The organism is Aphanothece stagnina RSMan2012, from assembly GCF_046764815.1.
In the GTDB taxonomy this organism is placed as follows: Bacteria; Cyanobacteriota; Cyanobacteriia; order PCC-6307; family Cyanobiaceae; genus NIES-981.
On record NZ_JBKOUC010000016.1, the window covers coordinates 22,511 to 47,533 of the forward strand.

The following is a 25,023-nucleotide window of genomic DNA, read 5'->3' on the forward strand; positions in this document are numbered from 1 at the left end:
CCAGGTTGTTCCGGCTGACAGATGGGTGTGAGGCCGACAGGGTTGTGGTGCGACCCAACAGCCCAAGACCTCACCCCCCATGCATACACACCCCAATGCCCGCCTGACACCGATCGGTCGGGAACGCCTGATCCGGCAGCATCTCGAGGAGGGCAGGAGCCTTGCTCAGCTGGCCGCAGACCACGGGATCAGTGAACGCACCGCCCGCAAGTGGCTGGCGCGCTTTCGTTCAGGCGGGCCAGCGGCCCTTGCGGATCGACGGAGTGTTCGCCGCGGTCAGCGGCGGACGCTCGATCCGCAGCAACTGCAGCGGGCTGTGGAGCTCAGGCAGCAGCGCTGCACCCTCCGCAGGATCGCCCGGCTGCTGCTGGTGCCGATCACCACCCTGGCCCGGGCGATGCGGCGCCTGGGGCTGAACCGGCTGCGCAACCTCGACCCCAAACCCCCGGTGCAGCGGTACCAGTGGGAGCAACCGGGGGACATGATCCATGTCGACATCAAGCAGCTGGCCCGCTTTGAGCGGGTCGGCCACCGGATTACCGGCGACCCACGCAAGGGAAGCTCCCCGGGCGCGGGCTACGAGAAGGTGCACGTGGCGGTGGATGACGCCACGCGCCTGTCCTACGTCGAGGTCTTGCCCGACGAGAAGGCGGCGACCACGGTGGGCTTCCTGAGCCGTGCGGTGGCCTGGTTCAACAGCCAGGGGATCGAGTGCCGGCGGGTGCTCAGTGACAACGGCTCGGCTTACAAGTCCCATGGCTGGCGAAAAGCCTGCCAGGCCATGGGGTTGAAGGCGAAGAAGACCAGGCCCTACACCCCGAGGACGAACGGCAAGGCCGAGCGGTTCATCAAGACCCTGCTGGAGGAGTGGGCGTATGTGATGCCCTACGGCTCCTCAGCGGCTCGCAACGAGCTGCTGACGGCCTACCTGCGGATCTATAACGGCCGCAGGTGCCACATGGCCCTGGGTGGCCTCACCCCCCAGCAGCGGCTTGCTCAGCTGCAGGCATGAACAACCTGGTGGGAAATCACATCTAGGCAATGGTCTCAGGCTGGCCATCAGGCATCCAGACGCCTTCAGCTCTTTGATGAACCTTGGCGGTATCCATCGCCTTGTGGCTTCCTCTGCTATGCGCTCGAGTCAGGTGGCTGCTGCCAAGAGGGCTCAGAGCCCGGGATCGCCAGAATCAAGGCGGTTCCCCCCGGCGGATCGCGTCCCTCACACGGTGCGGGGAGGCTGCGGGCGATCGCAGCACTGACGCTGAATGCGCTGTGCGGTCGAGGGCGGCATGCCATTGATGCCGAAGACGCCCATGCCTCCGGCGATGGCGGAGAGTCCGTGTGGTTGGGAGGCCAGCAGCGACTGGCGGTGCAGATGAAGACGGCCCCGCTGATGGTGGGCTTGGGGTCGGCGCTGGATTCGGTCAGGGAGACTGTCGGGGCAGGGGCCCGCATTGGCTTCGTCGGAGAAGGCGCTGGTGGCCGAGCGGCGGTGAGGGTGTGGGCGTCCTTGTCCCTGAAGATCTTCTGGTCGCGGCCCTTGCTGCTCGGGATGACGCCCTTGGTCTGATCACCCTTGGGGCCGCTGTAGCTGAGCTGCACGACCTCCCCGAAGCGCACGGCCGTGGCGAGGGTGAGGGTGAGCTTGCGGCGTGTGCGGCTGAGAAGGGGTTTGCCGGAGAGGGCGATGCGCTGGCCGTTGAGCAGGATGCTGAAATGCTTGCCGCTCAGCCCACGGCTTTTGGCCTCGGTCCTGAAGGCGAAAACGAGCGTGGATATATTGACCGTGACCTTGAAGACGAGGTTGATTGGCTTCATGGACCCAGGCCTGCCACCGGGAGAAAGCTCTACAGCTAATCGCCTTGATCGCGGCGCCATGCTTTAGCGCCGGTCTCGCAATCATTTGCAGGAGGGTTATGGGGCTTGGCTGGAAATCGGGAGCGGCAGCCTAGCCGACTTCTGCCTGAATCATCTTGGACCTTTCTGTTCTGGCGGCATAGCCTTTCTGCGGCATAGCCTTTCTGGCGGTATAGCTTTGCTGTTTGGATTGTTCTGCGGCCTTGCATCGGATGTTCGAGTTCCCGTTGACGCGCTGGATCGGGTCCGCCGGCGGGCTTCCTTGCTTCTTGTAAAGCAAATCTGTAGGCCGCCTGCCGCTGCTGCATGCTCAAGCCAGAGCGATCTCCACCTGGCGGCGCCGGTCCTCACCGCCCGCCCAGGTCATGGCGGGTTCGACTCCTGTCGGGGCACTCCTCACACCCGTGCCCCTCTTCTTTCAACAGGGCAGAGTTCAGCGCGGCAGCGCCGCATAGAGCGCCTTGAAGCGGGCCTGCTGGAGTTTGTGCTCCACGATCTGCTCGGGGTAGCCGCGCCGCTCCAGGGGCGCGATGGCGCCGCTGATCAGATCGGCGCTGCTCACATGCCGCAGTTCCGGCAGCCAGGTGCGGATGTAGATGGCCTCCGGGTCGAACTTGGCGGCCTGGGTGGCGGGGTTGAAGATGCGCAGCGGTTTGGGGTCCATGCCGCTGCTGGCGCTCCACTGCCAGCCGCCGTTGTTGGCCGCCAGATCACCATCCACCAGCCGGGCCATGAAGGCCCGCTCGCCCCAGCGCCAGTCGCAGATCAGATCCTTCACCAGGAAGGAGGCCACGATCATGCGGCAGCGGTTGTGCATCCAGCCGCTGGCGTTCAGTTGCCGCATCGCCGCATCCACGATCGGCACGCCGGTGAGCCCCTCGCGCCAGGCCGCGAAGTGCCCCTCGTCGTTTTCCCACGGGAACCGCTTCCACTGGGGCCGGTAGGGGCCCTCCGCCAGCTCAGGGAAATGGAAAAGGGCCTGCTGGTAGAACTCTCGCCAGGCCAGCTCCTGCTCCCACACCGTGATCGACTGCTCAGCCTCCGTGCTGCGGACCAGGGCCCGGGCCTGCTGGGCGGCGGCCCAGGCCTGGCGCGGGCTGAGCGTGCCGAACTTCAGCGCCGCGCTCAGCCCCGAGGTGCCGGCCTCGCCGGGCAGGTTGCGGCCCGGCTCGTAGGCCAGCAGCGGCCCGCCATCGCAGAAGCTCTGCAGCTGCTCGAGGGCGGCGGCCTCGCCGGGCCTGCAGGGGCAGAGGTCGGTGCCTGAAAAGTCGTGGGGCAGGTGCAGACCCGTGGCCGGGTCGGGCTGCACCAGGGGCAGGGGCCCCGCGCCGGAGCGTTCCAGCGCCTCCAGCGCCTGCTCGCCCAGATCCCGCAGGCCCGAGGGCGCCGCCACCGGCTCCAGGCCCCCCGCCATGGCGCTGCCCAGGCCGGCCTTGGCGGCCACCTGCCCGCGCCAGTTGCGCCAGAACGGCCCATACACCCGGTAGGGATCGCCCTGGCCGGTGCGCAGGGCCTCGGGGGGGATCAGCAGCTGGTCCCAGTCCACCAGCACCCGCCGGCCGCTGGCCTGCAGCGCCGCTGCCACCCGCCGGTCGCGCTCGCGGCCGTAGGGCTCCACGTCGCGGTTCCAGGCCAGCACCGGTGCCTGCAACGCCGCGGCCAGCCGCGGCAGCAGCACCACAGGATCGCCTCGCAGCACCAGCAACCGGCTGCCGGCCCCACGCCAGCTCTCGGCGAGCTCCCGCAGGCTCTCGGCCAGGAACCACAGCCGCGCCGGGGCCAGGTCGGGCGCCTCCAGGATCCCCGGATCCAGCACGAACACCCCCGTCACCGCCGGGGTTGCCGCCGCCGCCGCTGCCAGCCCCAGGTTGTCGGCCAGCCGCAGGTCGCGGCGGTGCCAGAACAGCCAGCGCTCAGGTCCCGCTCCTGCCGCCATCAGAGCCCCAGCAGCTGCCTGGCCCGCAGCCAGGCCGTCACGCTCTTGCCATCGAGGTACTCATCGCCGCTGGCCAGGGCCCCGTCCAGCTCCCCGGGGGTCATCAGCAGCACCTCCAGGTCTTCGTCGTCATCGCCCGCCGGCTGCTCGCTGAGGGCGGTGAGCTCACGGGCCAGGAACAGGTGGATCACCTCGTCGGAGTAGCCGGGGCAGGGCAGCAGGGCCCCCAGCGGATCCCAGCGCTCGGCGGCATAGCCCGCCTCCTCCTGCAGCTCCCGCTGCATCGTGCTCAGCGGGGTCTCGCCCGGATCGAGGGTGCCGGCCGGGAACTCCAGCAGCCGCGTCGCCACCGCGAAGCGGTACTGGCGCAGCACCACCACCCGGCCATCATCCAGCAGTGGCACCGCCAGGGCGGCGCCGGGGTGGCGGATCACGCCGAAGGTGCCCTCCACCCCGATCGGCAGGGCGATCCGGTTCACCTCGAAGCGCAGCTTGCGGGCCTGCAGCGCGGCGGTGGTCTCCAGATGGCGCGCGGGCTCGGGGGCGGGCAGGGGCGCCATGGGGGAGAGGCAGCTGCAGCCCAGCATGGCCGCTAGGGCTGCCGCCAGGCCGTCCAGTCGCCGTTGCGGAACCCCTCTCGCCAGCCCGCCGGTCCAGCCTGGGCAGGCCGGGTGATCACGACCGTGGCGCCACTGTGGTCGGCCAGGCGCAGCAGGGCCGGGGGGGTGAGCGCGGCGTAGGCCTCGCCCAGGCGTTCACGGGCTTGCCAGCCCCCCGGGCCCTCCCAGACGCGGCGGTCGTCGCCGGCCAGGGCGGTGAGGCGGCAGTACCAGGTGTGGATGGCGGCGCTGGCGGTGGGAATCTGTTTGAACTGCACGTAGCCCGCCCGCCCGGTCTGCAGCGAGAGATCCTCGAAGCCGCTCGGGGGTGCCATCACCAGCGCGCTGGTGGGGGTCGCCCGGCGGATCCAGCCGTAGAGCTCGGCCTGGGGTTCGGAGGCCACGAACTGACGCCGCAGGCCGGCCGCCGCCCCGGGCAGTTCCCGCACCAGGCCCGCCAGGCTGATCACCAGCACCAGGCCCACCAGGCCGCTGCGGGCCGGGCGGCCCCGCAGCCACGGCTGCAGGCCCGCGGCCAGCAGCAGCCACACCCCCAGCATCAGCAGGGTGTCGGCCAGGCGGAAGGGGTAGATCTGCAGCAGGGAGCTCTGGGGATCCCGCAGGGCGATCAGCAGGCCGATCAGGGCCGGCGGCCAGCTCATCACCACCCAGAGGGCCAGGTCGTGGCCGGCGTGGGCCTGGGGGTCGTCGCCGTCCCGCCGCGCCCGCGAAAGCACCACCCCGAGTGCCAGCAGCCCCAGGAAGAGCAGGGCGCGGGCCCAGTCGGCCCACGACCAGCTGCTCGGCAGCAGGTGGTGCGGGTTGCGGAGCACCACGTAGATCCAGCCCGCGGACGGCAGGTCGGACCCGGCCCCCGGGGGGCTTCCGCCGGCCAGGTGCCCCTTGCCGACCAGCTGCTCCGCCAGGGCGAGGCTCACCGGCAGGGCGGTGAGCAGGCAGCCGCCGAGCCAGCGGCCCAGGGCGGCCCCATTCCAGCGCCGACCCTGATCCAGCAGGGCCAGGCCCGTCAGTGCCAGGATCCCGAATCCCCCCACCAGCAGGTGAAAGGAGCAGGCCAGCCCGCTGTAGAGGCCGCTGGCCCACCAGCGCCGGTCGCGCCAGGCGGCATAGGCCAGCAGCAGGGTCGCGTAGGCGAAGGTCTTCGGCTCCGCTCCCCCCACCATCCACTCGGCCGCCACCACCCCCTGGCTGAAGCTGAACAGGGCCGCGGCCAGCGCGGCGAGCGGGGCCGAGAGCCCCAGCGGCACCGTGATGCCGGCCAGGCCCCAGGCCCACAGGGCGTAGCCCAGCAGCCGCACCACCAGCGAGCCGAGGGGAAACCCCAGGGGGATGACGATCCGGCCGCTCAGCTGCTGGAACAGCCACTGGTAGCCCTGGCTGCTGTTGAGGTACCAGTCGTGCGGGATCCAGGCCGGCTCCACCTGCTGGCGGGCCAGGGCCAGCTTGCCGGCCTCGTTGCTGGCGAGGTTGTCGTCGAACAGGCACAGCGCCGTGATCACCAGGCCGATCGCCAGCGCCGATCGCCAGCGCTCTCCCCCGGGCCGGGCGGGGTTTCCGAGGGTTCCGGCGGGTGGCATGCGGCGGGAGGGGAAGGGCTGGCAGGGGCCAGAAGGGCATTCAAGGCGGCGGCCTTCATTCGGGCCAGCCCGGCTCGCCCGGCAGGCGCAGCACGGCCGCGGCTCCGCCGCCCCCCCGGGGCCCCGCCCCACCGGCGCACAGGAGCGCCTCCAGCAGCACCCCCACGGGCCGCTCCGAGCCCGGCGGCACCAGCGCCGGCGCGATCGCGTCCAGGGGGGCCAGCACAAAGGCCCGTTCCATCAGCCGCGGATGGGGCAGCTCCAGGGCGGTGCTTCGGACCGTGGCCGCTCCGCACCAGAGCAGATCCAGATCGAGGCTGCGGGGGCCCCAGGGCTCCTGGCGCTGCCGGCCGAACCGGTCTTCCAGGCTCTGGAGTTCGACCAGCAGCTCCTGCGGGTCGGCCTGGGGCGTCTGCCAGGCCAGCAGCACCGCGTTGAGGTAGTCGGGTTGGCCGGCCGGACCGCCCACCGGTGCCGTACGGAACAGCGGCGACCACTGCAGCCCCCGCCAGCCTCGGCGGTGCAGAAGGCTCTCGAGCCATGGCCGCACCGACACCAGGGTGGTGCGCGGCGGGCCGGCCGGCCCGGGCAGGTTGGCGCCCAGGGCAATGGCGGTGGTGGTCGCCCCGGCCCCCTCGCGCATGGCTGTCTCCCGGTGAGCCGCAGCCGGGAGGCTAGGCAGCGGCCTTGCGGCAGGCGATCCCCGCACCATCGGCGAGACTGGCCTCTTCCCCGAGGCCGAGCCCCCAGCCATGGTTGCCAGCGGAGTCGCCCGTGACAGTGCCGCCCGCGCCTTCCCCCTGGCCGCCATCACCGGGCACGGCAGCCTCAAGCTGGCCCTGCTGCTGGCGGCGGTGGATCCGGGCCTGGGCGGCGTGGTGATCGCCGGCGGGCGGGGCACCGGCAAGTCGGTGCTGGCCCGCGGCCTCCATGCCCTGCTGCCGCCGATCGATGTGCTCGATCTCGGCGAGCCGTCGGCGGGACTCGCTCCCCAGGCGCTGAACATCGATCCGCGCCGCCCCGACGACTGGGATGCCGCCACCCGCACCCGCCTGCAGGAACTGGGCGCGGATGCCAGCGGCAGCGACCCGGCGGCCCTGCTGCCCACCCGGGTGATTCCGGCGCCCTTCGTGCAGGTGCCGCTGGGGATCACGGAAGACCGCCTGGTCGGCTCGGTGGACGTCGCCGCTTCCCTGGCCAGTGGCCAGGCGGTGTTCCAGCCCGGTCTGCTGGCCGAAGCCCACCGGGGCGTGCTCTACGTCGATGAGCTCAACCTGCTCGACGACACCATCACCAACCTGCTCTTGGCGGCGGTGGGCAGCGGCGAGAACCGCATCGAGCGGGAGGGTCTGAGCCTCTCCCACCCCTGCCGCTGCCTGCTGATCGCCACCTACAACCCGGAGGAGGGGGCCGTGCGCGACCACCTGCTCGATCGCTTCGCCATCGTCCTGAGTGCCAACCAGGTGCTCGAGCTGGATCAGCGCGTCACGATCACCCGCTCCGCCATGGACCATGCGGCGTCGAGCGAGGGATTCCGTGGCCGCTGGCAGGAGGAGACCGATGCCCTGGCGACGCAGCTGCTGCTGGCGCGCCAGTGGCTGCCGGATGTGGGGATCACCCGCGAGCAGATCGCCTATCTGGTCAACGAGGCCCTGCGCGGCGGGGTGGAGGGCCACCGCTCGGAGCTCTATGCCGTGCGGGTGGCCCGCGCCCATGCCGCCCTCAGCGGCCGTGACCGGGTCGAGGCCGAAGACCTCCAGGTGGCCGTGCGGCTGGTGATCGCGCCGCGGGCCCTGCAGCTGCCGCCGCCCGATCCCGATCAGCCGATGGAGCCGCCGCCGCCGCCCCAGGGCGAGCAGCCTCCGGAGGATCCGGAGCCTCCCGAGCAGGATCCCGAGCAGCCCGACGACCAGGACCCGGACGAGCCGGAGAACGACGAGGACGACAGTCCCGAGGATCAGCCACCGCCCTCGGTGCCGGAGGAGTTCCTGCTCGATCCGGAGGCTGTCGCCATCGATCCCGACCTGCTGCTGTTCAGCGCCGGCCGGGCCAAGACCGGGGGCAGCGGCAGCCGGGCCGTGGTGTTCAGCGACTCCCGCGGCCGCTACGTGAAGCCGATGCTGCCCCGCGGCCCGGTGAAGCGGATCGCCGTGGATGCCACCCTGCGGGCGGCGGCGCCGTATCAGAAATCCCGCCGCGAGCGCGAACCCCACCGCAGGGTGGTGGTGGAGGACGGCGACCTGCGCGCCAAGCAGCTGCAGCGCAAGGCCGGTGCCCTGGTGATCTTCCTGGTGGATGCCAGCGGCTCGATGGCGCTCAACCGCATGCAGAGTGCCAAGGGCGCCGTGATCCGGCTGCTCACCGAGGCCTACGAGAACCGCGACGAGGTGGCCCTGATCCCCTTCCGCGGCGAGCAGGCGGAGGTGCTGCTGCCCCCCACCCGCTCGATCACCGCCGCCCGCCGCCGCCTGGAATCGATGCCCTGCGGCGGCGGTTCCCCCCTGGCCCATGGCCTCTCCCAGGCCGCCCGGGTGGGAGCCAATGCCCTCGCTACCGGCGATCTCGGCCAGGTGGTGGTGGTGGCGATCACCGACGGCCGCGGCAACGTGCCGCTCAGCCGCTCCCTGGGCCAGCCGGAGCTCGAGGGGGAGGAGCCGGTGGACCTCAAGGAGGAGGTGAAGCAGGTGGCCAGCCGCTACCAGGCCCTGGGCATCAAGCTGCTGGTGATCGACACCGAGCGCAAGTTCATCGGCAGCGGCATGGGCAAGGACCTGGCCGAGGCGGCCGGCGGGAAATACGTGCAGCTGCCGAAGGCCAGCGATCAGGCCATTGCCGCGATCGCCATGGAGGCGATCAGCTCCGTCTGATCCGCTTTCCCCAGGGAGGAGGGGGAGGGGCAGGGCTCAGGGATCGCTGCCCGGGCGCCGCAGGGCGGGGGGCTCCCCGGGCTTGTGCCCCTGCCCGGCATTCCTGAGCTGCCTGGCCTTCTCCTGGTCGGCCTTCTCCCGCTCGGCCTTGTCCCGGGCAGCACCGGTCTGGGCGGGGTAGAGCTCATCGAAGAACTTGCCCAGGCCCACCGCCACGCTGCGCAGCCCATCCATGAAGCCGGGGTCGGCGGTCAGCTTGTTCACGTCTCCCCCCACCGCGTCCCAGCGGGCCGTGAGATGTTCGGCATTCGTGACCGTCTGCTGCAGGTCCGCGACCGTTCTGGGGTTGTCCAGCGCCGCGATCAGCTGACGCAGATGGGCCGAACTGGCGTTGAGGTTGGTGATCGTGGGTTGGGCCCGATCCACCGTGTGGTCCAGGTTCTTGGCCAGCACCTTGCCCTGCTTGAGGAAGGAGGAGGCGTCCTTGGAGGTCTCCTCCACCCTGGCTGCCAGCTGGGAGAACTTGCTCACCAGCTGGTTCTTATCGGTGTCGACCAGCAGGTCGTACATGAGGGTGGTGACCCTGGAGAGGCTGGGCCCTTCCGTGCCGCTGATGGTGCCGCCGTCGCAGAGCATCCGGGTGCGGGGGCAGCCCGGCGCCCGCGGGTTGGGGGCGGAGGCCTCGAGCGGTTTGCCGGAGCTGATCAGGGCCACCTGGGCCTCACCACCCAGGAGGGAGGCCTGGCCGATCTCCGCCCGGGCCGGCAGCGCCAGGCGCAGGTCAGGGTGGGTGATCTCCAGCTGGGCGATGATCGCTTCCGAGGTGATCCGCACCGACCGCACGCTGCCCACCAGCACACCCCGGTAGGTGACCGGCGAGCGTTCCGCCAGCCCGGAGGCCTGGTCAAAGCTGGCCTTCAGGCTCCAGTACTGCCGGGTGAGGGACAGGCCGCGAAGCCAGAAGGAGAACGCCACCACGCTGGTCACGGCGGTCAGCAGGGAAAAGCCGACGATCGCCTCACGCACGGAGCGGCGCATGAAAATCAGGCCTCCGCAGGCTGCATGGGTCCGCGCAGACTACCGCTCCTGAACTGAACCACGTAGGGATTGTCGGTGCTGCGGTACGCCGCCAGATCGCCGGCCCAGCGGAACACGCCGCCGTAGAGCAGCACCATCTGCTGTCCGGTGCGTTCGATCGTGCTGTGCACATGGCTCACCACGACGGAGCTGGCCTGGGCGACCTCGGTGGCCCGCACGATTAGGTCCTCGATGCGGGTGCAGGCCACGGGATCGAGCCCCGCCGTGGGTTCGTCGAACAGGAGCAGCGGCATCTGGGCGTGACCCAGCTGGGGGGCGGCGATCAGGGCGCGGGCGAAGCTCACCCGTTTCTGCATGCCGCCACTCAGTTCGCCCGGCAGGAGGTGCTCGATGCCACCCAGCCCGACCGCTTCCAGGGCATGGCTCACCCGCTGACGGATCTCCGCCTCGCTCAGCCGGCCGTAGCGGTAGAGCAGGAAGCCGACGTTCTGTCCCACGGTGAGCGAACCCAGCAGGGCTGGGTTCTGGAACACCAGCCGCACATCCGGCGGGTTCTCCTGGTCGAGCCGCAGGTACCTCTGGGGTTGACCATGCAGCAGCAGGGTGCCGCCGGTGGGCAGCTGCAGGCCCGCCAGCAGCCGCAGAATCGTCGACTTGCCGGCACCGGAGGGCCCCACCACCACCAGCCGTTCGCCGGGCTGGAGGGTGAGGTTCACGCCATCGAGCACGCAGTTCCTGCCCCAGCGCACGCTGAGGTCCCGGAGCTCGGCCAGGGGCGGGGTGGGGGGTTGCAGAGCGGTCGGCGAAGCGGAGTCCATCCTGGCCTCTTGCGGCCTGCCTAAAGTCCAGCCAGAACCGACAGCGTCCTCCCTCGCCCTTGCCCCCCTCTGCGTCGGCCCCCAGATCGCGGCGGTCCCGCCGGCGCAGCGCGCGGGATGGCTGGGTCGGTCGGGGTGAACTGCGTCAGCGCGATCTGGTCAGCCGTTCCAGGCGGGCGGTGCGCTGGCTCCAGCCCGGGCTGGTCGTCAAGCGCTGGGTCCTGACCTCGGGCCTGGGTCTGTTGATCGCCCTGCTCGGAGCGGCCGTCTGGGCCGATCTCCAGCCCATCTACTGGACCCTGGCGAGCATCCAGTGGCTGCTCAAGAACCTCACCACGGTGCTGCCCCGGGAGATCACAGGGCCGCTGGTGCTGGCGATCGGGGCCGGCCTGATCTGGCTTGGCCAGAGCCGCAGCTTCGGCACGATCCAGCAGGCGCTGGCGCCGGAGAAGGGCACCCACCTGGTCGACGCCCTCGCGGCCCAGGGCCGTCTCAACCGGGGCCCCAGCATCGTGGCCATCGGTGGCGGCACGGGCCTCTCCACCCTGCTCAGCGGGCTGAAGCGCTACAGCAGCAACCTCACCGCCATCGTCACGGTGGCGGACGACGGCGGCAGCAGTGGCGTCCTGCGGCGGGAACTCGGCGTGCAGCCCCCCGGCGATATCCGCAACTGCCTCGCGGCCCTGGCGCGCGAGGAGCCCCTGCTCACCCGTCTGTTCCAGTACCGCTTCCGATCCGGCAGCGGGCTGGAGGGCCACAGCTTCGGCAACCTGTTCCTCTCGGCCCTCACCGCGATCACCGGGAGCCTGGAATCCGCCATCACCGCCAGCAGCCGGGTGCTCGCCGTGCAGGGTCAGGTGGTCCCCGCCACCACCGCCGACGTGCGGCTCTGGGCCGAGCTGGAGAACGGCGAGCGCCTCGAGGGGGAGTCGGCGATCGGCCATGCTCCCAGCCCGATCGTGCGGCTGGGCTGCACGCCTGAGCGCCCGCCGGCCTTGCCCCGGGCGATCGAGGCCATTGCCCATGCCGATCTGATCGTGCTCGGCCCCGGCAGCCTCTACACCTCCCTGCTGCCCAATCTGCTGGTGCCCGAACTGGTGGCGGCGATCAGCCGCAGCCGGGCCCCGCGGCTCTACATCTGCAACCTGATGACCCAGCCGGGGGAGACCGACGGACTGGATGTGGAGGGCCACCTCAGGGCGATCGAAGCCCAGCTGGCCAGCCTCGGGGTGGAGCAGCGCCTGTTCACCGCCGTCCTGGCCCAGGAGGATCTGCAGGCCTCCCCCCTGCTGGACCACTACCGGCGCAAGGGGGCCCAGCCGGTGGTCTGCGACAGGCGCAGGCTGCAGAACCAGGGTTATGACGTCATGCAGGCCCCGCTCCAGGGGGCGCGCCCCACGGCCACGCTGCGCCACGATCCCCGCAGTCTGGCCGTGGCGGTGATGCGCTTCTACCGGCAGCATCGCCGCCAGCAGCGGGCCGCCTGAGCCTTGCCCGGGGCCCTGTCTGGCCTTCTGGCCGCTTCGCCGCGGCGAGTAACCTCCGCCCATGGAGGCATCCGACCAGCATTTCCTGCACCTGCCGGCGCACCACCTGATCTACGGACGGGTTCCCAAGGCCGCGAACAGCAGTGTCAAGGCTGCCCTCACCCGCCTGATCCGACCGGAACTGCAGCGCTCCCGCCGGCAACTCGGCCAGCGCTTGCAGCACCTCTTCCGGCCGTCCCGCTCCTGGCAGAGCTTTCCCTCGCAGATGGATCAGTACTGGGATCTGCTGCCCGCTTCGATCGCCCGGCCCGTGGATCGGGCCACCGCCCTCGAGCTCACCTCCCGCTGCTTCAGCTTCGCGGTGGTCCGCAATCCCTTCGACCGGATCCTCTCGGCCTACAACAACAAGGTGATCGAAATTCCCGTCTGCCCCGGGCGCATGCGCGCCATCGGCATCCGGAGCGGGATGCCCCTGGCGGGCTTTCTGGAGCGGGTCTGCGCGGCCCGTTCCGAGGACCTGGACATCCACGTGCTGCCCCAGGTGGAGATCCTCTGCGTTGCGGGCAGGCCCGTGCCCACCTGGGTGGCCTACGCCGAGAACCTCAGCGTCCATTGGACCTTCCTGGTGCGCAAGGCCCGTCGTGCCGGCATCTCCGGTCTGCCGCGGCACCTGCCCACGAAGAACACCCGGCGCCAGGGGGACTCCGCCGATCTCAGGTCGCTGCTGGCTGATCGCTCCCTGGTCGCCCTGGTGCGTCAGCGCTACCGGGATGACCTGAGGATCTTCTACCCCTGGCTGCTGGAGGGTGAGCTCAGCGTGGAGAAGGTGCGCCTGGGCGGGCCGCGGCGTCCCCGCCATTTCTTCGGTGCCCCTGTGGCGCCCCTCCGCGCCGCGTGATCAGTTGAGCCCTGCGGCGATCCCGGGGCCCCGCGGCGATCCTGGGGCCCCTGCCGGCAGATGTCCTGACTCAGTAGGCGTCCTGCATCTCGTAGAAGTCGGGCTGCACATAGTCCTTGCGCAGCGGCCAGCCCTTCCAGTCCTCCGGCATCAGCAGGCGTTTGGGATGGGGATGGCCGGCGAACTGGATGCCGAACATGTCGTAGGTCTCCCGCTCCTGCCAGTCGGCGCCCCGGAAGAGGCCGTAGAGGCTGGGGATGGTGAGGTCGCCGTCGCGGGCCAGGAACACCTTGAGCCGCACTTCCTCCGGGCGGGTGTCGGCCGGAAGCTTGGCCATGCCCTGGCTGCTCTCGGCCAGAGCGCCCAGTTTGACCAGGTGGTAGAAGCTCACCAGGCGGCCGCCGGGCCCCTCGTCGTAGCCACCCTGACACTGCAGGTAATCAAAGCCCTGGGCCTTCAGGGCCGTCGCCAGCAGCGGCAGGAAGGGTGCTTCGACGCCCAGCACTTCGACGCCCAGGTGGTCCGCCGGGAGCACCTGGTGGTCGAAGCCCTGGCTGCTGAGCCACTGGCTCACCGGGCCCGCCGGGGCAGCCGTCAGGGCGTCGCTGGAAGGGGTCGGCTCAGGCATCGGTCGTAGGGGTGGCGTTGGCGGAGGCTCCGGGCTCGGCAGACGCCAGCGGAGCTGCCGTGGCCTCCTGGGCGAGCGTGCCCAGGGGCAGGCCGGCGGCCGCAGCCAGGGCTGCCTGCTGGGTGGGGGCGGCCAGGTACTGCCCGGTGATGATGGGTTCGACAGCCTTCATCTGGTGGGCCACCGTGACGTAGCGGTGGGTGGGCCGCAGGTTGCCGCGCTCCGCCAGGGCCTCGTTGCCCACCTTCTTGCGCAGCTTGATCACGGCATCGAAGATCGCCTCGGGTCGGGGGGGGCAGCCCGGCAGGTAGAGGTCCACCGGAATGAGCTTGTCCACGCCCCGCACGGCGGTGGTCGAGTCGGCCGAGAACATGCCGCCGGTGATCGTGCAGGCGCCCATGGCGATGACGTACTTGGGCTCGGGCATCTGCTCGTACAGACGAACCAGGGCCGGGGCCATCTTCATCGTCACGGTGCCGGCCACGATCAGCAGGTCCGCCTGGCGGGGGCTGGACCGGGGCACCAGGCCGAAGCGGTCGAAGTCGAACCGGGAGCCGATCAGGGCCGCAAACTCGATGAAGCAGCAGGCGGTGCCGTAGAGCAGCGGCCAGAGGCTGCTGAGACGGGCCCAGTTGTGGAGGTCATCGAGGGTGGTGAGGATGACGTTCTCGGACAGATCTGCGGTGACCGAAGGCGATCCCACCGGGCCGCAGCTGGCGGCGCGGACATCCCGCAGGGCGTCGATGCCGGGGCTCTGGGGTGAGGAGGGTGTCAGTGTCATGGGAGGAGGGGTCCGTCAGCTCCACTCGAGGGCGCCCTTGCGCCAGGCGTAGGCGAGGGCCACCACCAGGATCGCAATGAAGATCAGGGCTTCGATGAAGGCCAGCAGGCCGAGGCGATGGAAGGCCACGGCCCAGGGATAGAGGAAGACGGTCTCCACGTCGAAGATCACGAAGACCAGCGCGAACATGTAATAGCGGATATTGAACTGAATCCACGCTCCGCCGATCGGCTCCATGCCGGACTCGTAGGTCAGTTCCCGCTCGCCGTTCCGGCTGGTGGGGGAGAGCAGCTTGTTGGTGACCAGGGCCAGCACCGGCACGGCCGCTGAGATGAGCAAGAAGCCCAGGAAGGCGTCATAGCCGGAGAGCACGAACATGCGGGCCTGCCCAACGTGGCGCGCAGTCTGGCACCCTCGGCGGTTCCTAGAGTTCTTTTGCCGCGCCCGAGTCTGTTGACCGACGAGATCGCCCCCCAGGAGATGCCCGAACCGGACGCCCCCCAGCCGGATGCTGCCCAACCGGACGCCGCCCAGCCGGATGCCGCTCAGCCGGATGCCGCTCAGCCGGATCCTGACGAGGCCACGACGGTCGACACGCACCGCTTCGAGTGCCGCAGCTGCGGTTTCGTCTACGACCCTGGCGAGGGGGTCAAGAAACTGGGCATCCCGGCAGGGACGCCCTTTCTCGAGCTGAATCCGGCCAGCTTCCGCTGCCCGGTGTGCCGCAGCAAGGTGGGGGCGTTCAAGGACATCGGACCGCGCAACAAGCCCAGCGGCTTCGAGGAGAACCTCAACTACGGCCTCGGCGTGAACCGGCTGACCCCCGGCCAGAAGAATGTGCTGATCTTCGGTGGCTTCGCTCTGGCCTTCGCCTTCTTCCTCTCCCTTTATTCCCTGCGTTGATCCTGCGCCGATGACCCCTCCTGCCGCCCGTCCCGCCCCCTGGTTCCGCCTTCCCTTCGCGCCGGGCTCCCGCCCCCCGGGGGCGATCCGCCCGGGCGTCCAGCCTCCCCGCCTGCTCCCCTCCCTGCTCAGCCTGGCGATGGTCGTGGTGCTGGCGTTCGGCCTGGGGGGCTGCGTCACCACGGGCCTGCCGAAGGCTGCCGCCAGCCCCTGGGAGCCGGTGCCTCTGGCCACCCAGTCCAACCCCCTCTCAGTGGCCTTCTCGGATGCGCGCCACGGCTTCCTGGTGGGCAGCAACCGCCTCATCCTCGAAACCGATGACGGCGGCGCCCATTGGGAGGAGCGGGCCCTCGACCTGCCGGAGGAGGAGAACTTCCGCCTGATCAGCATCGACTTCCGCGGCGATGAGGGCTGGATCGTCGGCCAGCCCGGTCTGCTGCTGCACAGCACCGACGCCGGCCGCAGCTGGAGCCGGCTCTTCCTCGACACCAAACTGCCCGGTGAGCCCTACCTGATCACCGCCCTCGGCCGGGACACCGCCGAGCTGGCCACCAATGTCGGCGCGATCTACGACACCCGTGACGGCGGGGCCAGCTGGCAGGCCAGGGTCGGCGACGCGGCGGGGGCGGTGCGGGAGCTGCGCCGCAGCCCCGACGGCCGCTACGTGAGTGTGAGCAGCCTCGGCAACTTCTTCTCCACCTGGGATCCCGGTCAGGAGACCTGGCAGCTGCACCAGCGGGTCAGCAGCCAGCGGCTTCAGACGATCGGCTTCCAGCCTGACGGAGCCCTGTGGATGCTGGCCCGCGGCGCCCAGATCCGCTTCAACAGCGATCCCGCCGATGCCGACCAGTGGACCAAGCCGGTCATCCCGATCACCAACGGCTACGGCTACCTCGACATGGCCTGGGATCCCAGCAGCCGGATCTGGACCGGGGGCGGCAGCGGCACCCTGCTCGTCAGTGACGACGGCGGGCAGACCTGGCAGAGGGATCCCGTCGGGGAGCGCCAGCCCTCCAACTTCACCCGCATCGTCTTCACCGACGATGGCAAGGGCTTCGTGCTGGGAGAGCGGGGCTCGCTGCTCCGCTGGGTGGGCTGAGCGGCTTCTTCCCAGCCGCGCCGGCGCGCAACCCACGCCGGCGCGGGCCCGCCAACTTCTGTAACCAAGCCCGTCGGGGCGTCCCGCCAACCCCGGCCTGACCCCTAGGATCCTCTGGCTGAACGCTTGTCGCTATGGCTGCCGGCTCCACAGGGGAACGCCCGTTCTTCGAAATCATCACCAGCATTCGCTACTGGGTGATCCACGCGGTCACACTGCCGGCGATCTTCCTGGCTGGCTTCCTCTTCGTGTCCACCGGCCTGGCCTACGACGCCTTCGGCACGCCCCGCCCTGACGCCTATTTCCAGGCCCAGGAGAGCAAGGCTCCCGTCGTGAGCCAGCGTTATGAGGGCAAGAGCCAGCTCGACCTGCGCCTGCAATAAGTCATGACCCAGTCTCCCGTCTCCACCACCCCGCGCAACTACCCGATCTTCACGGTGCGCTGGCTCTCGGTCCACGCCCTTGGCATCCCCACGGTCTTCTTCCTGGGTGCTCTGGCGGCCATGCAGTTCATCCGTCGCTGAGGTCAGGAGCCATGCAACGCAATCCCAATCCCAACAACCTGCCGGTCGAGCTCAACCGCACCAGCCTCTACCTAGGCCTGCTGCTGATCTTCGTCACCGGTGTGCTGTTCACCAGCTACTTCTTCAACTGATCCGGAGAGCACCCCATGAGCGGCAAGAAATCCACCCTGCCCGATGGCCGGATCCCAGACCGGCTTCCTGACGGCCGTCCTGCCGTCGCCTGGCGTTCCCGCTGGACCGAAGGGGTTCTGCCCCTCTGGCTCGTGGCCACGGCGGGCGGTATGGCCGTGATCTTCGTCGTCGGCCTGTTCTTCTACGGCGCTTACACCGGCGTCGGTTCCGCCTGATCCTGTCCAGCCATCGTCCAGGCTTCGTGCCCATGGCTCCATACCCCCGGAGGACAGCGTTGGCTGCCCCCGGGGGGTTCCTGTATGGGCCCAGCCGTGGGCTCCCTGAATCCGGGAATGGCCATGCGCCCGGCCCGCTCCCCCCGCACCCGATCGCGCCAGACCCTGCTCGGTGAAGAAGCGCACCCTGCTCAACAACGACGGTCTGGCCTGGCTGGCGGGGGCGCTGCTGAATGCCTACGGGCAGCTGGTGCTGCTCACGTCCCGCGTGCGGGTGGTGGTGGATCCCGCCACGGACCGGCTGCTGCGGGAACAGGGCAGGCCGGTGATCTATGCCCTCTGGCACTGCCATGTGTTTTTCATGCCGTTGCTCCGCATCCATGGCGGCCGTCCGGTCTCGGTGCTGCTGAGTGCCCACCGCGATGCCCAGATCGTGGGCGTCGCCGCCCGCATGCGCGGCGTTGACCTCGTGGCCGGCTCCTCCACGCGCGGCGGTGTCGGTGCCTACCTGCGCCTGTTCCAGCTGTTGCGCGAAGGCCGGTCCGTCTGCATCACCCCGGATGGCCCCCGGGGGCCGGCACGGCGGGCCAAGCCCGGGATCGTGCACCTTGCCCAGCAGTCGGGTTGTGCGGTGGTTCCCGTGGGCCTGGCCGTCAGCCGCCGCCGGCTGCTGCGGTCCTGGGACCGCACCCTGCTGCCGCTGCCCTTCTGCCGAGCCGTGCTCGCCCTGGGGGCACCGCTGCGGCTGGAGGCGGAGCCGGAGCCGGGGGGCGGAGCGACCCAGCCGCTGAACGGCCAGGCCGGGCGGCTGGAGGCGGCCCTGGAGGCCAGCGGACAACGGGCCAGCCGTGGGCTCTGAGCGTCGCCACGGCCCGATGCTGCTGGCTGGCTATCGGCTGCTGCTCACGCTGCTGACCCCGGCCCTTGGGCTCATCCTCGTGGTTCGCCTGCTGCAGGGCAAGGAGGACCCCCGGCGCCTGGGGGAGCGTCTCGGTCGGGCGGTACGCCCGCGCCCGTCCGGGCCGCTGGTGTGGCTCCATGCCGCCAGTGTGGGGGAGCTCGGCAGCCTGTTGCCGCTGTTGCGGGAGCTGGCCGTGGCGAGTCGTCGGGCGGGGTATCGGCCCCCCACCCTGCTGGTCACTTCGGTGACCCGCACATCCGCCGCAATGGCCGAGACCCTGCTGCCGCGCGGGGTGCTTCACCAGTTCGCCCCGATCGACCACTGGGCGGCCGTCCGGCGGTTCCGGAACCACTGGCGGCCCGATCTCGCGCTGCTGGCCGAGGCCGAACTCTGGCCCGAGCTGGTGCAGGCCATGCCCCGCCTGCATCTGATCAATGCCCGCATGAGCGAGCGCTCGTTCCGCCGCCACGGCCGCTTCCCCTGGTTTGCCGCCTGGCTGTTCGGACAGGTGTGCCACGGCTTCGCCCAGTCGGAACCCGATGCCCAGCGGCTGCGGCGCCTTGGCCTCCACCGCGTCGAGGCGGTGGGCTCCACCAAGTGGGATGCGGAGTCTCCCCGCCGGGATCCGGCGCTGCTGGAGCGGCTCGAGCCCTTCCGGGCGGGGCGACGGGTGCTGCTGCTGGCCAGCAGCCACAACGGTGAGGAGCAGCTGCTGCTGCAGGCCTGGCCGCGGCTGCGCCAGGCGCTCGGCCCCCTGCTGCTGCTGCTGGTGCCGCGCCATCCCGAGCGGGCCAGGGCCGTCTGTGCCCTGGCGGCACGAAGGCAGCTGAAGGCGAGACCCTGGGATGATCTGGAGACTGATCGGGAGGCCATGGCGGATCCTGGATCCTGCGGAGCCCTGGATGCGGTGGTGGTGGATCGGCTTGGCAGCATGGGCAGCTGGATTGCTGCGGCCGATCTGGTGGTGATGGGAGGCAGCCTGGCCCCGCACGGGCGCTGCGTCGGGGGCCACAACCCGCTCGAACCCGTGCGCGCCGGCAAGGTGGTGGTCTGCGGTCCCGACATGGCGAACTTCGCCGGGCTGACCGAGACCCTGGCGGCCATGGGCTGGCTGCATCAGTTCCCCAGTACCGAAGCCCTCTGGTCCGGGGTCGTCAGGCTGCTGGAGGGCGCCTGCCCGGCCCCGCCACCGCTTCAGCTGGAGGGCCCCTCCGCCCAGATCGCACGGCGGATCATCGCCGAACTGGTGTCGGGCGCGAAGCTGCTGCCGATGGCGTCCCGCTGATGCTGCTGGCCACCCCCCCGTTCTGGTACCGCCGCCGTCCCTCCCTGCGTGCCCAGCTGCTCAGGCCCCTGGCCCTGCTGTATGCCCTTGGCGTCGGGCTGCACCGTGGCTGGGTGAGGCCTCTGCGGCTCCCGGTGGCCGTGGTCTCGATCGGCAACATCACCGTCGGCGGCACGGGCAAGACCCCACTCGTGATCGGCCTGGCCCGGATCCTGCGCGAGCGGGGCGTGCGGCTGGCCGTGCTCACCCGCGGCTATGGCAGTGGTCGCCGCAGCCCGATCCGCCTGCTCGGGGCCCTGGGTCAGGAACCGCGGCTCCCCGGCCTGCTCACCGGGCTGGGGGACGAAGCCCTGGAGCTGGCCGGCAGTCTGGCGGATGTGCCCGTCTGGGTGGGTTCCGATCGCAGGGCCGCCGCCCGCCAGGCGGTGGCGGAGGGGGCGGAACTGCTGCTGCTCGATGACGGTCTGCAGCACTGGCCCCTGGCCCGTGACTGTGACGTGACCGTGCTGGATGCCCGCCATGGGCTCGGCAACGGCCTGCTCTTCCCGGCCGGTCCCCTGCGGGAGCCGGCGTCGCACTTCGGTCGTGCCGACCTGCTCGTGCTCACTGGCTCCGCCGCCGACGCCGCTCCCGAGGGCTGGCCGGCGGACAAGCCCTGGCTGGCGGTGCCCACCAGCGTGCATCCCGCCCCCAGCCTTCGCCATCGACCCCTGCTGGCGTTCTGCGGGATCGGACTGCCGCGCAAGTTCTTTGCCGCCCTGCGTCACGCCGGCCTGCACCTGGTGGCCACCGAGGTGTTCCCGGATCACCACCCCTATGCTCAGGCTGACATGGACCGGCTGGCGGCATTGGCCCAGGCCAGGGGAGGAGCCACCCTCGTGACCACCGTCAAGGACTGGCACCGCATCCCGGCCAGCCAGCGTGCCGGCGTGGCCGCCGTGCCCCTGCTGCTGGATCCCGAGGCGCTCACCTCCCTGGCCGATGCGGTGCAGAGCCTCCTGCGCCAGCGGGATGCCGGCCGTCATGGCTGAGGGCGCCCGCCGGCCGAGGGTGCTGCTGGTGGCGGGGGAGGCCTCCGGCGACCTGCACGGGGGGTTTCTGCTCGAGGCCCTGCGGCGGCGCCTGCCCCGGCTGAAGGCGGTCGGCGTGGGGGGCGAGCAACTGCGGGCCGCCGGGCTGACCCCGTTGGCCGACATCCGCAGTCTCTCGGCGGTGGGGCTGATCGAGATCATCGGCAGCCTCGGGCGGCATCACCGGGTGATGGAGCTGCTGAAGCACCAGATGGACCACCACCGCCCCGATGCGGTGGTGCTGATCGACTACCCGGGCTTCAACCTGCTGGTCGCCCGCCAGGCCCACCGCCGGGGCATTCCCGTCTTCTTCTACATCGCGCCGCAGGTGTGGGCCTGGGGGCGGGGCCGGGCCCGCCGCATGGCGCGGTTCATCGACCGGCTGGCGGTCATCTTCCCGTTCGAGGAGCCCCTCTTCAACGCCTACGGCCGCTCCTTCGCCCGCTATGTGGGCCATCCCCTCGTGGATGAACTCCAGGTGACCGTCGGCCGGGAGGAAACCCTGCGCCGCCACGGCTTCCGCGTCGATCAGCGCCTGCTGCTGCTGCTGCCCGGCAGCCGAAGGGCGGAGATCCGCCTGCTGCTGCCTGCGCTGCTCGGCGCCGCCGCGATCTTCCGGAGTGAGGGCTGGCAGGTGGGGCTGCTGCAGGCTCCCACCGTGGATCAGGCCTTCCTGGAGCAGGTCGCCGGCCAGGCCCCACTGCCGGTGACCTGCATCCAGGGCGATACCTACAACCTGCTGGCCGCGGCCGATGCCGGTCTGATCACGTCGGGCACGGCCACCCTGCAGGCCGCCCTGCTCGGCTGCCCCCATGTGATCGTCTACCGCTTCTCCTGGCTCACCCACCTGCTGGCCAGGCTGATCACCCGCCACCGGGTGCTGGGCCTGCCCAACGTGATCCTGGGGCGGGGGGTGTTCCCCGAACTCCTGCAGCAGGCCGTGTCGGTGCCCAACCTGGTGGGGGCCCTGCGGGGCCTGCTGGCCGAACCCGCCGCCGTCAGCGCGGCGGTGGAGGACCTCAGGAGCAGGATGGGGCCGCCCGGCGCTTCCGAGCGGGCGGCGGATGAACTGGTGGACCTGCTGTCATGAGTGTGGATGTCTACGGGCGCTTTTTCGCCTACGGGAAGCGCTACCTGTGGCCCACGTTCCTGCTGGCCCTGCTCTTCAACCTGGGCTACGGCGCCTCCACGGGTTTCGTGCCCCTGGTGATCCGCTACCTCTTCGATGAGATCCTGCCGGGGAGTGATCGAACCCGGCTCTATGCGGCGCCCGCGGTCATCCTCGGGGTCATCACCCTGCGGGCCGTCTGTCAGTACCTCGGGGCCTATCTCACCGAAAGCGTGAGCCAGTCGATCACCGCAGACCTGCGTTCCGACCTGGCGGCCAAGGTGATGGAGCTGCCCCAGGCGTACATCGATCGCCATCCCTCCTCAGGCCTGATCTCCCGGGTGCTGAGTGATGTGAACCTCGTCAAGACCGGGATCGTGGATGGCTACTCCTCGATCTTCAAGGACACCCTCACCCTGGTGGCCCTGGTGATGGTGGCCTTCTACCAGGACTGGCTGCTCGCCCTGATCGCCTTCATCCTCTTCCCGGTGGCGATCCTGCCGATCCTGCGCTCCTCGAAGAAGGTCCGGCGCCATTCCAGTCAGGGTCAGTCGAGCCTGGCCCGGCTGGCCAGCTACCTGCAGGAGTCCCTGGTGGGATCCCGGGTCGTGAAGATCTTCGGGATGGAGGCCTACGAGCTGCGGCGCTTCCAGGAGGAAAACCAGTCGGTGCTCCGCTCGGCGCTGCGCACCACCCGCGCCAAGCTGGCCAACCAGCCCCTGATGGAGCTGCTCGGGGCGGTGGGCTTCAGTGCGGTGCTGCTCTACGGCGGCGAGGCGGTGATGGCCGGAACCCGCACCACCGGCAGCTTCTTCGCCTTCCTCACCTCCCTGTACCTCTGCTATGCGCCGTTCAAGGGCCTGGCGAAGGCCAACGCCACCCTCCAGCAGGGGGTCTCGGCCGCCACGGACCTGTTCGCCATACTCGACACCTCCCCCGATCCGGTCGAGGCGGAGCGCCCCCGCGTGCTGGAACGCTTCAGCCAGGGACTGCTCGCCGAGGGGGTCCGTTTCGGTTACGGCGAGGAGCTGGTGATCCGCGACCTCGACCTCGCCGTCCCGCGAGGCAGCACCGTGGCCCTGGTGGGAGCGAGCGGCGGCGGCAAGAGCACCATCATCGACCTCTTCTGCCGGTTCTACGACCCCAGCGCCGGTCGCCTCACGATCGACGGCATCGATCTCCGCCAGCTCTCGCTGCGCTCGCTCCGCGCGCTGATCTCCGTGGTGGACCAGAACACCTTCCTGTTCAACGACACCGTGGCCAGCAACATCGCCTACGGCCATCCCGAGGCCTCCCCCGAGGAGATCGTGGCCGCCGCCCAGGCCGCCAACGCCCACCGGTTCATCGACCGTCTGCCCCAGGGCTACGACACCTTGATCGGCGAGAACGGCACCCTGCTGTCGGGGGGGCAGCGCCAGCGGATCGCCATCGCCCGGGCGCTGATCAAGAACGCACCGATCCTGTTCCTCGACGAGGCCACCTCGGCCCTGGATTCAGCCTCCGAGCAGGTGGTACAAGAGGCCCTCGACCGGCTGATGAGCAACCGCACCACTCTGGTGGTGGCCCACCGGCTGTCCACCGTGGTGAATGCCGACCGGATCTGCGTGATCGAAGCCGGTCAGGTGGTGGAGTCGGGCACCCACGGGGAGCTGCTGGCCAGGGACGGCCGCTATGCGAGCTTGTTTTCGACACAATTCTCAAACACAGACACGGTGGTTCCGGTATGACCCTTGCTCCCAGCCGTCCTGCGGCCTACGACCGCGCCGACTGGTCCAGCGCCTTCCGGAACGTCTCCACGGAGCTGGTCGATGTGGCGCTCCAGCCGGCCCGTGGGGTGATCCCGGCCGAGCTGGCCGGCAGCCTCTACCGCAATGGCCCCGGCCGGCTCGAGCGCGGCGGGCAGTGGGTGCACCATCCCTTCGACGGCGACGGGATGATCACCGCCCTGCAGCTCGAGGCCGGTCAGGCCCGCCTCACCAACCGCTTCGTGCGCACCGAGGGCTGGAAGGCGGAGGAAGCGGCCGGCCGCTTCGTCTACCGGGGCGTCTTCGGCACCCAGAAGCCCGGCGGCCTGTTCGCCAATGCCTTCGACCTGCGGCTCAAGAACATCGCCAACACCCACGTGGTGCGCCTGGGGGATCAGCTTCTGGCCCTCTGGGAGGCGGCCGGGCCCCATGCCCTCGATCCCCTCACCCTCGAGACCCGTGGCCTCACCCTGCTGGACGGGGTGCTCAGGCCCGGGGAGGCCTTCAGTGCCCACCCCCGTTTCGATCCCGGTCACCACGGTGCTCCCCGGATGGTGACCTTCGGCGTCAAGGCCGGGCCGACCAGCACCATCCGGCTGATGGAGTTCGCCACGGCCGACGATCCGGCCACGGGCGTGCGGGCCGGCCAGTTGCTGGCCGAGCGCCAGGACAGCTTCCGCGGCTTCGCCTTCCTGCATGACTTCGCCATCACCCCCAACTGGGCGGTGTTTCTCCAGAACGCCGTGGCCTTCAACCCGCTGCCCTATGTGCTCGGTCAGAAGGGAGCAGCCCAGTGCCTGGCCTCCCGCCCCGGCGAGGCCGGTCAGTTCTGGCTGGTGCCCCGCCCCGGGAGCGCGGCGGCCTCCCGCCATCCCCGGCCGCTGCAGATTCCTGCCCCTGAGGGGTTCGTCTTCCACCACCTCAACGCCTTCGAGGACGAGGCCAGCGGCGAGCTCGTGGTCGATTCGATCTTCTATGCCGATTTCCCCTCGATCGGTCCGGGGGAGGACTTCCGTGAGGTCGACTTCGAGGCGATCCCCGAAGGTCAGCTGCAGCGCTGTCGCATCGACCTGGCCGGGGCCGCGGACGATCCCCACGCAGCGGTGCGAACCACCTGGCTGGAGCGCCGCTGCTGTGAGTTCGGGATGGTCAACCCGGAGCGCCAGGGGCTGGAGGCCCGCTACGCCTGGATGGCCGTGACGGAGCAGGAGCGCGGCAATGCCCCCCTGCAGGCGCTGGAGAAGCTCGATCTGCGCAGCGGTGAGCGGCGCCTCTGGAGCGCGGCGCCCCGGGGGTTCGTCAGCGAGCCCGTGATGGTGCCCCGCCCGGGGGCCGTGGCGGAGGACGACGGCTGGCTGCTGTGCGTCGTCTGGAATGGCGCCCGCTCTGCCAGCGATCTGGTGATCCTCAACGCCGCCGATCTCTCCGAGCAGGCCCTGCTGGAGCTCCCCCTGGCCATTCCCCACGGGCTGCACGGCAGCTGGGTGGCCAGGCCCCCCAGCGGTGGCTCCGCTTCGTAGACACTCCCCCCGCC

At 70.5% G+C, this 25,023-nt stretch carries 25 protein-coding genes and 1 pseudogene; 17 read left to right on the top strand and 9 right to left on the bottom strand.

All coding sequences use genetic code 11. The annotated features are described in order from the left end of the window. Positions 1-79: 79 nt before the first annotated feature. Both ACLNEE_RS11580 and ACLNEE_RS11585 read left to right on the top strand, forming a co-directional pair. Positions 80-1,012: an IS481 family transposase gene (locus ACLNEE_RS11580; RefSeq protein WP_411421918.1), complete on the top strand. Its 933-nt coding sequence runs from the start codon at positions 80-82 to the stop codon at positions 1,010-1,012. A gap of 488 nt (positions 1,013-1,500) precedes the next feature. Beyond that, complete coding sequence (locus ACLNEE_RS11585; RefSeq protein ID WP_412007155.1) at positions 1,501-1,857, top strand: hypothetical protein; 357 nt, start codon at positions 1,501-1,503, stop codon at positions 1,855-1,857. A gap of 433 nt (positions 1,858-2,290) precedes the next feature. Here ACLNEE_RS11585 and ACLNEE_RS11590 read toward each other — a convergent pair whose 3' ends face one another. From ACLNEE_RS11590 to folK, 4 genes are read right to left on the bottom strand one after another with little or no spacing between them, the layout of a single operon-like run. Then, the gene (locus ACLNEE_RS11590) at positions 2,291-3,793 is read right to left on the bottom strand and encodes an FAD-binding domain-containing protein (protein ID WP_411421920.1); all 1,503 of its coding nucleotides are present in this window, start codon (positions 3,791-3,793) and stop codon (positions 2,291-2,293) included. Further along, positions 3,793-4,353 carry an NUDIX domain-containing protein gene (locus ACLNEE_RS11595; protein WP_411421926.1) on the bottom strand — a complete coding sequence of 187 codons (561 nt, stop codon included), beginning with the start codon at positions 4,351-4,353 and terminating at the stop codon, positions 3,793-3,795. Before ACLNEE_RS11595 ends, ACLNEE_RS11590 begins: the two co-directional genes overlap by 1 nt. A gap of 32 nt (positions 4,354-4,385) precedes the next feature. Further along, positions 4,386-5,990 carry a DUF6798 domain-containing protein gene (locus ACLNEE_RS11600; RefSeq protein ID WP_411424195.1) on the bottom strand — a complete coding sequence of 535 codons (1,605 nt, stop codon included), beginning with the start codon at positions 5,988-5,990 and terminating at the stop codon, positions 4,386-4,388. Between the two features lie 55 nt (positions 5,991-6,045). Then, positions 6,046-6,633 (bottom strand): 2-amino-4-hydroxy-6-hydroxymethyldihydropteridine diphosphokinase, encoded by a 588-nt coding sequence (gene folK / locus ACLNEE_RS11605; protein ID WP_411424196.1) that lies wholly within the window; start codon positions 6,631-6,633, stop codon positions 6,046-6,048. Positions 6,634-6,742: 109 nt separating this feature from the next. Between folK and bchD the strand changes: the two genes are divergently transcribed. Further along, positions 6,743-8,857, top strand: a complete 2,115-nt coding sequence (gene bchD, locus ACLNEE_RS11610; RefSeq protein WP_411424197.1) for a magnesium chelatase ATPase subunit D — start codon at positions 6,743-6,745, stop codon at positions 8,855-8,857. A 36-nt stretch (positions 8,858-8,893) separates the two neighbouring features. On the opposite strand, the gene ACLNEE_RS11615 is transcribed toward bchD, so the two are convergent. Together ACLNEE_RS11615 and ACLNEE_RS11620 are read right to left on the bottom strand one after the other, a co-directional pair. Next, positions 8,894-9,895: an MlaD family protein gene (locus ACLNEE_RS11615; RefSeq protein ID WP_411424198.1), complete on the bottom strand. Its 1,002-nt coding sequence runs from the start codon at positions 9,893-9,895 to the stop codon at positions 8,894-8,896. A 5-nt stretch (positions 9,896-9,900) separates the two neighbouring features. Then, positions 9,901-10,713, bottom strand: coding sequence for an ABC transporter ATP-binding protein (locus ACLNEE_RS11620; RefSeq protein ID WP_411424199.1), 813 nt, complete (start codon positions 10,711-10,713; stop codon positions 9,901-9,903). 59 nt (positions 10,714-10,772) lie between these two features. Between ACLNEE_RS11620 and ACLNEE_RS11625 the strand changes: the two genes are divergently transcribed. Both ACLNEE_RS11625 and ACLNEE_RS11630 read left to right on the top strand, forming a co-directional pair. Beyond that, the gene (locus tag ACLNEE_RS11625; RefSeq protein WP_411424200.1) at positions 10,773-12,200 is read left to right on the top strand and encodes a gluconeogenesis factor YvcK family protein; all 1,428 of its coding nucleotides are present in this window, start codon (positions 10,773-10,775) and stop codon (positions 12,198-12,200) included. 61 nt (positions 12,201-12,261) lie between these two features. Then, a complete protein-coding gene (locus ACLNEE_RS11630) occupies positions 12,262-13,098 on the top strand; it encodes a sulfotransferase family protein (protein ID WP_411424201.1) in 837 nt (278 codons plus the stop codon). A 70-nt stretch (positions 13,099-13,168) separates the two neighbouring features. On the opposite strand, the gene ACLNEE_RS11635 is transcribed toward ACLNEE_RS11630, so the two are convergent. Genes ACLNEE_RS11635 through ndhC form a run of 3 tightly spaced genes read right to left on the bottom strand, consistent with a single transcriptional unit; the run spans position 13,169 to position 14,885 of the window. After that, the gene (locus ACLNEE_RS11635; protein WP_411424202.1) at positions 13,169-13,726 is read right to left on the bottom strand and encodes an NAD(P)H-quinone oxidoreductase subunit J; all 558 of its coding nucleotides are present in this window, start codon (positions 13,724-13,726) and stop codon (positions 13,169-13,171) included. After that, on the bottom strand, positions 13,719-14,507 hold the full coding sequence (locus ACLNEE_RS11640; RefSeq protein ID WP_411424203.1) for an NADH dehydrogenase subunit K: 789 nt from the start codon (positions 14,505-14,507) through the stop codon (positions 13,719-13,721). The genes ACLNEE_RS11635 and ACLNEE_RS11640 overlap by 8 nt, the downstream gene beginning before the upstream one ends. A 15-nt stretch (positions 14,508-14,522) precedes the next feature. Beyond that, positions 14,523-14,885, bottom strand: a complete 363-nt coding sequence (gene ndhC, locus ACLNEE_RS11645) for a photosynthetic/respiratory NAD(P)H-quinone oxidoreductase subunit C (RefSeq protein WP_411424204.1) — start codon at positions 14,883-14,885, stop codon at positions 14,523-14,525. Between the two features lie 192 nt (positions 14,886-15,077). Here ndhC and ACLNEE_RS11650 point away from each other — a divergent pair. From ACLNEE_RS11650 to ACLNEE_RS11705, 12 genes and pseudogenes are all read left to right on the top strand, one after another. Next, positions 15,078-15,410: pseudogene (locus ACLNEE_RS11650) on the top strand (rubredoxin); the annotation flags it as partial. Positions 15,411-15,420: 10 nt separating this feature from the next. Then, positions 15,421-16,509, top strand: coding sequence for a photosynthesis system II assembly factor Ycf48 (locus ACLNEE_RS11655; RefSeq protein ID WP_411424205.1), 1,089 nt, complete (start codon positions 15,421-15,423; stop codon positions 16,507-16,509). Positions 16,510-16,643: 134 nt separating this feature from the next. Continuing rightward, entirely contained in the window at positions 16,644-16,892 is a 249-nt protein-coding gene (psbE, locus tag ACLNEE_RS11660) for a cytochrome b559 subunit alpha (protein ID WP_190388659.1), read from the top strand. 3 nt (positions 16,893-16,895) lie between these two features. Continuing rightward, positions 16,896-17,033, top strand: a complete 138-nt coding sequence (psbF, locus tag ACLNEE_RS11665) for a cytochrome b559 subunit beta (protein WP_006909199.1) — start codon at positions 16,896-16,898, stop codon at positions 17,031-17,033. A gap of 11 nt (positions 17,034-17,044) precedes the next feature. Beyond that, positions 17,045-17,164: a photosystem II reaction center protein L gene (locus tag ACLNEE_RS11670; protein ID WP_006909086.1), complete on the top strand. Its 120-nt coding sequence runs from the start codon at positions 17,045-17,047 to the stop codon at positions 17,162-17,164. Positions 17,165-17,179: 15 nt separating this feature from the next. Continuing rightward, positions 17,180-17,380, top strand: a complete 201-nt coding sequence (locus ACLNEE_RS11675; protein ID WP_411424206.1) for a photosystem II reaction center protein J — start codon at positions 17,180-17,182, stop codon at positions 17,378-17,380. A gap of 172 nt (positions 17,381-17,552) precedes the next feature. After that, a complete protein-coding gene (locus tag ACLNEE_RS11680; protein ID WP_411424207.1) occupies positions 17,553-18,239 on the top strand; it encodes a lysophospholipid acyltransferase family protein in 687 nt (228 codons plus the stop codon). Positions 18,240-18,255: 16 nt separating this feature from the next. After that, positions 18,256-19,566, top strand: a complete 1,311-nt coding sequence (locus tag ACLNEE_RS11685) for a 3-deoxy-D-manno-octulosonic acid transferase (RefSeq protein ID WP_412007156.1) — start codon at positions 18,256-18,258, stop codon at positions 19,564-19,566. Beyond that, positions 19,566-20,597: a tetraacyldisaccharide 4'-kinase gene (gene lpxK, locus ACLNEE_RS11690; protein ID WP_411422081.1), complete on the top strand. Its 1,032-nt coding sequence runs from the start codon at positions 19,566-19,568 to the stop codon at positions 20,595-20,597. Before ACLNEE_RS11685 ends, lpxK begins: the two co-directional genes overlap by 1 nt. Then, positions 20,590-21,726 (top strand): lipid-A-disaccharide synthase, encoded by a 1,137-nt coding sequence (gene lpxB / locus ACLNEE_RS11695; protein ID WP_411422082.1) that lies wholly within the window; start codon positions 20,590-20,592, stop codon positions 21,724-21,726. The genes lpxK and lpxB overlap by 8 nt, the downstream gene beginning before the upstream one ends. Then, entirely contained in the window at positions 21,723-23,471 is a 1,749-nt protein-coding gene (locus tag ACLNEE_RS11700) for an ABC transporter ATP-binding protein (protein WP_411422083.1), read from the top strand. The genes lpxB and ACLNEE_RS11700 overlap by 4 nt, the downstream gene beginning before the upstream one ends. Then, positions 23,468-25,009: a carotenoid oxygenase family protein gene (locus tag ACLNEE_RS11705; RefSeq protein WP_411422084.1), complete on the top strand. Its 1,542-nt coding sequence runs from the start codon at positions 23,468-23,470 to the stop codon at positions 25,007-25,009. The genes ACLNEE_RS11700 and ACLNEE_RS11705 overlap by 4 nt, the downstream gene beginning before the upstream one ends. Positions 25,010-25,023: the final 14 nt, after the last annotated feature.

What these genes read in the sequence shown, in the direction of transcription:
- ACLNEE_RS11580 (WP_411421918.1), top strand. Translation starts at nt 80, where the DNA reads ATGCATACACACCCCAATGCCCGCCTGACACCGATCGGTCGGGAACGC.
- lpxB (WP_411422082.1), top strand. Translation starts at nt 20,590, where the DNA reads ATGGCTGAGGGCGCCCGCCGGCCGAGGGTGCTGCTGGTGGCGGGGGAG.
- ACLNEE_RS11630 (WP_411424201.1), top strand. Translation starts at nt 12,262, where the DNA reads ATGGAGGCATCCGACCAGCATTTCCTGCACCTGCCGGCGCACCACCTG.
- lpxK (WP_411422081.1), top strand. Translation starts at nt 19,566, where the DNA reads ATGCTGCTGGCCACCCCCCCGTTCTGGTACCGCCGCCGTCCCTCCCTG.
- ACLNEE_RS11670 (WP_006909086.1), top strand. Translation starts at nt 17,045, where the DNA reads ATGCAACGCAATCCCAATCCCAACAACCTGCCGGTCGAGCTCAACCGC.
- ACLNEE_RS11705 (WP_411422084.1), top strand. Translation starts at nt 23,468, where the DNA reads ATGACCCTTGCTCCCAGCCGTCCTGCGGCCTACGACCGCGCCGACTGG.
- ACLNEE_RS11675 (WP_411424206.1), top strand. Translation starts at nt 17,180, where the DNA reads ATGAGCGGCAAGAAATCCACCCTGCCCGATGGCCGGATCCCAGACCGG.
- ACLNEE_RS11595 (WP_411421926.1), bottom strand. Translation starts at nt 4,353, where the DNA reads ATGGCGCCCCTGCCCGCCCCCGAGCCCGCGCGCCATCTGGAGACCACC.
- ndhC (WP_411424204.1), bottom strand. Translation starts at nt 14,885, where the DNA reads ATGTTCGTGCTCTCCGGCTATGACGCCTTCCTGGGCTTCTTGCTCATC.
- folK (WP_411424196.1), bottom strand. Translation starts at nt 6,633, where the DNA reads ATGCGCGAGGGGGCCGGGGCGACCACCACCGCCATTGCCCTGGGCGCC.
- ACLNEE_RS11615 (WP_411424198.1), bottom strand. Translation starts at nt 9,895, where the DNA reads ATGCGCCGCTCCGTGCGTGAGGCGATCGTCGGCTTTTCCCTGCTGACC.
- ACLNEE_RS11700 (WP_411422083.1), top strand. Translation starts at nt 21,723, where the DNA reads ATGAGTGTGGATGTCTACGGGCGCTTTTTCGCCTACGGGAAGCGCTAC.
- ACLNEE_RS11655 (WP_411424205.1), top strand. Translation starts at nt 15,421, where the DNA reads ATGACCCCTCCTGCCGCCCGTCCCGCCCCCTGGTTCCGCCTTCCCTTC.
- ACLNEE_RS11620 (WP_411424199.1), bottom strand. Translation starts at nt 10,713, where the DNA reads ATGGACTCCGCTTCGCCGACCGCTCTGCAACCCCCCACCCCGCCCCTG.
- psbF (WP_006909199.1), top strand. Translation starts at nt 16,896, where the DNA reads ATGACCCAGTCTCCCGTCTCCACCACCCCGCGCAACTACCCGATCTTC.
- ACLNEE_RS11685 (WP_412007156.1), top strand. Translation starts at nt 18,256, where the DNA reads ATGCTGCTGGCTGGCTATCGGCTGCTGCTCACGCTGCTGACCCCGGCC.
- ACLNEE_RS11640 (WP_411424203.1), bottom strand. Translation starts at nt 14,507, where the DNA reads ATGACACTGACACCCTCCTCACCCCAGAGCCCCGGCATCGACGCCCTG.
- ACLNEE_RS11600 (WP_411424195.1), bottom strand. Translation starts at nt 5,990, where the DNA reads ATGCCACCCGCCGGAACCCTCGGAAACCCCGCCCGGCCCGGGGGAGAG.
- bchD (WP_411424197.1), top strand. Translation starts at nt 6,743, where the DNA reads ATGGTTGCCAGCGGAGTCGCCCGTGACAGTGCCGCCCGCGCCTTCCCC.
- ACLNEE_RS11590 (WP_411421920.1), bottom strand. Translation starts at nt 3,793, where the DNA reads ATGGCGGCAGGAGCGGGACCTGAGCGCTGGCTGTTCTGGCACCGCCGC.
- psbE (WP_190388659.1), top strand. Translation starts at nt 16,644, where the DNA reads ATGGCTGCCGGCTCCACAGGGGAACGCCCGTTCTTCGAAATCATCACC.
- ACLNEE_RS11635 (WP_411424202.1), bottom strand. Translation starts at nt 13,726, where the DNA reads ATGCCTGAGCCGACCCCTTCCAGCGACGCCCTGACGGCTGCCCCGGCG.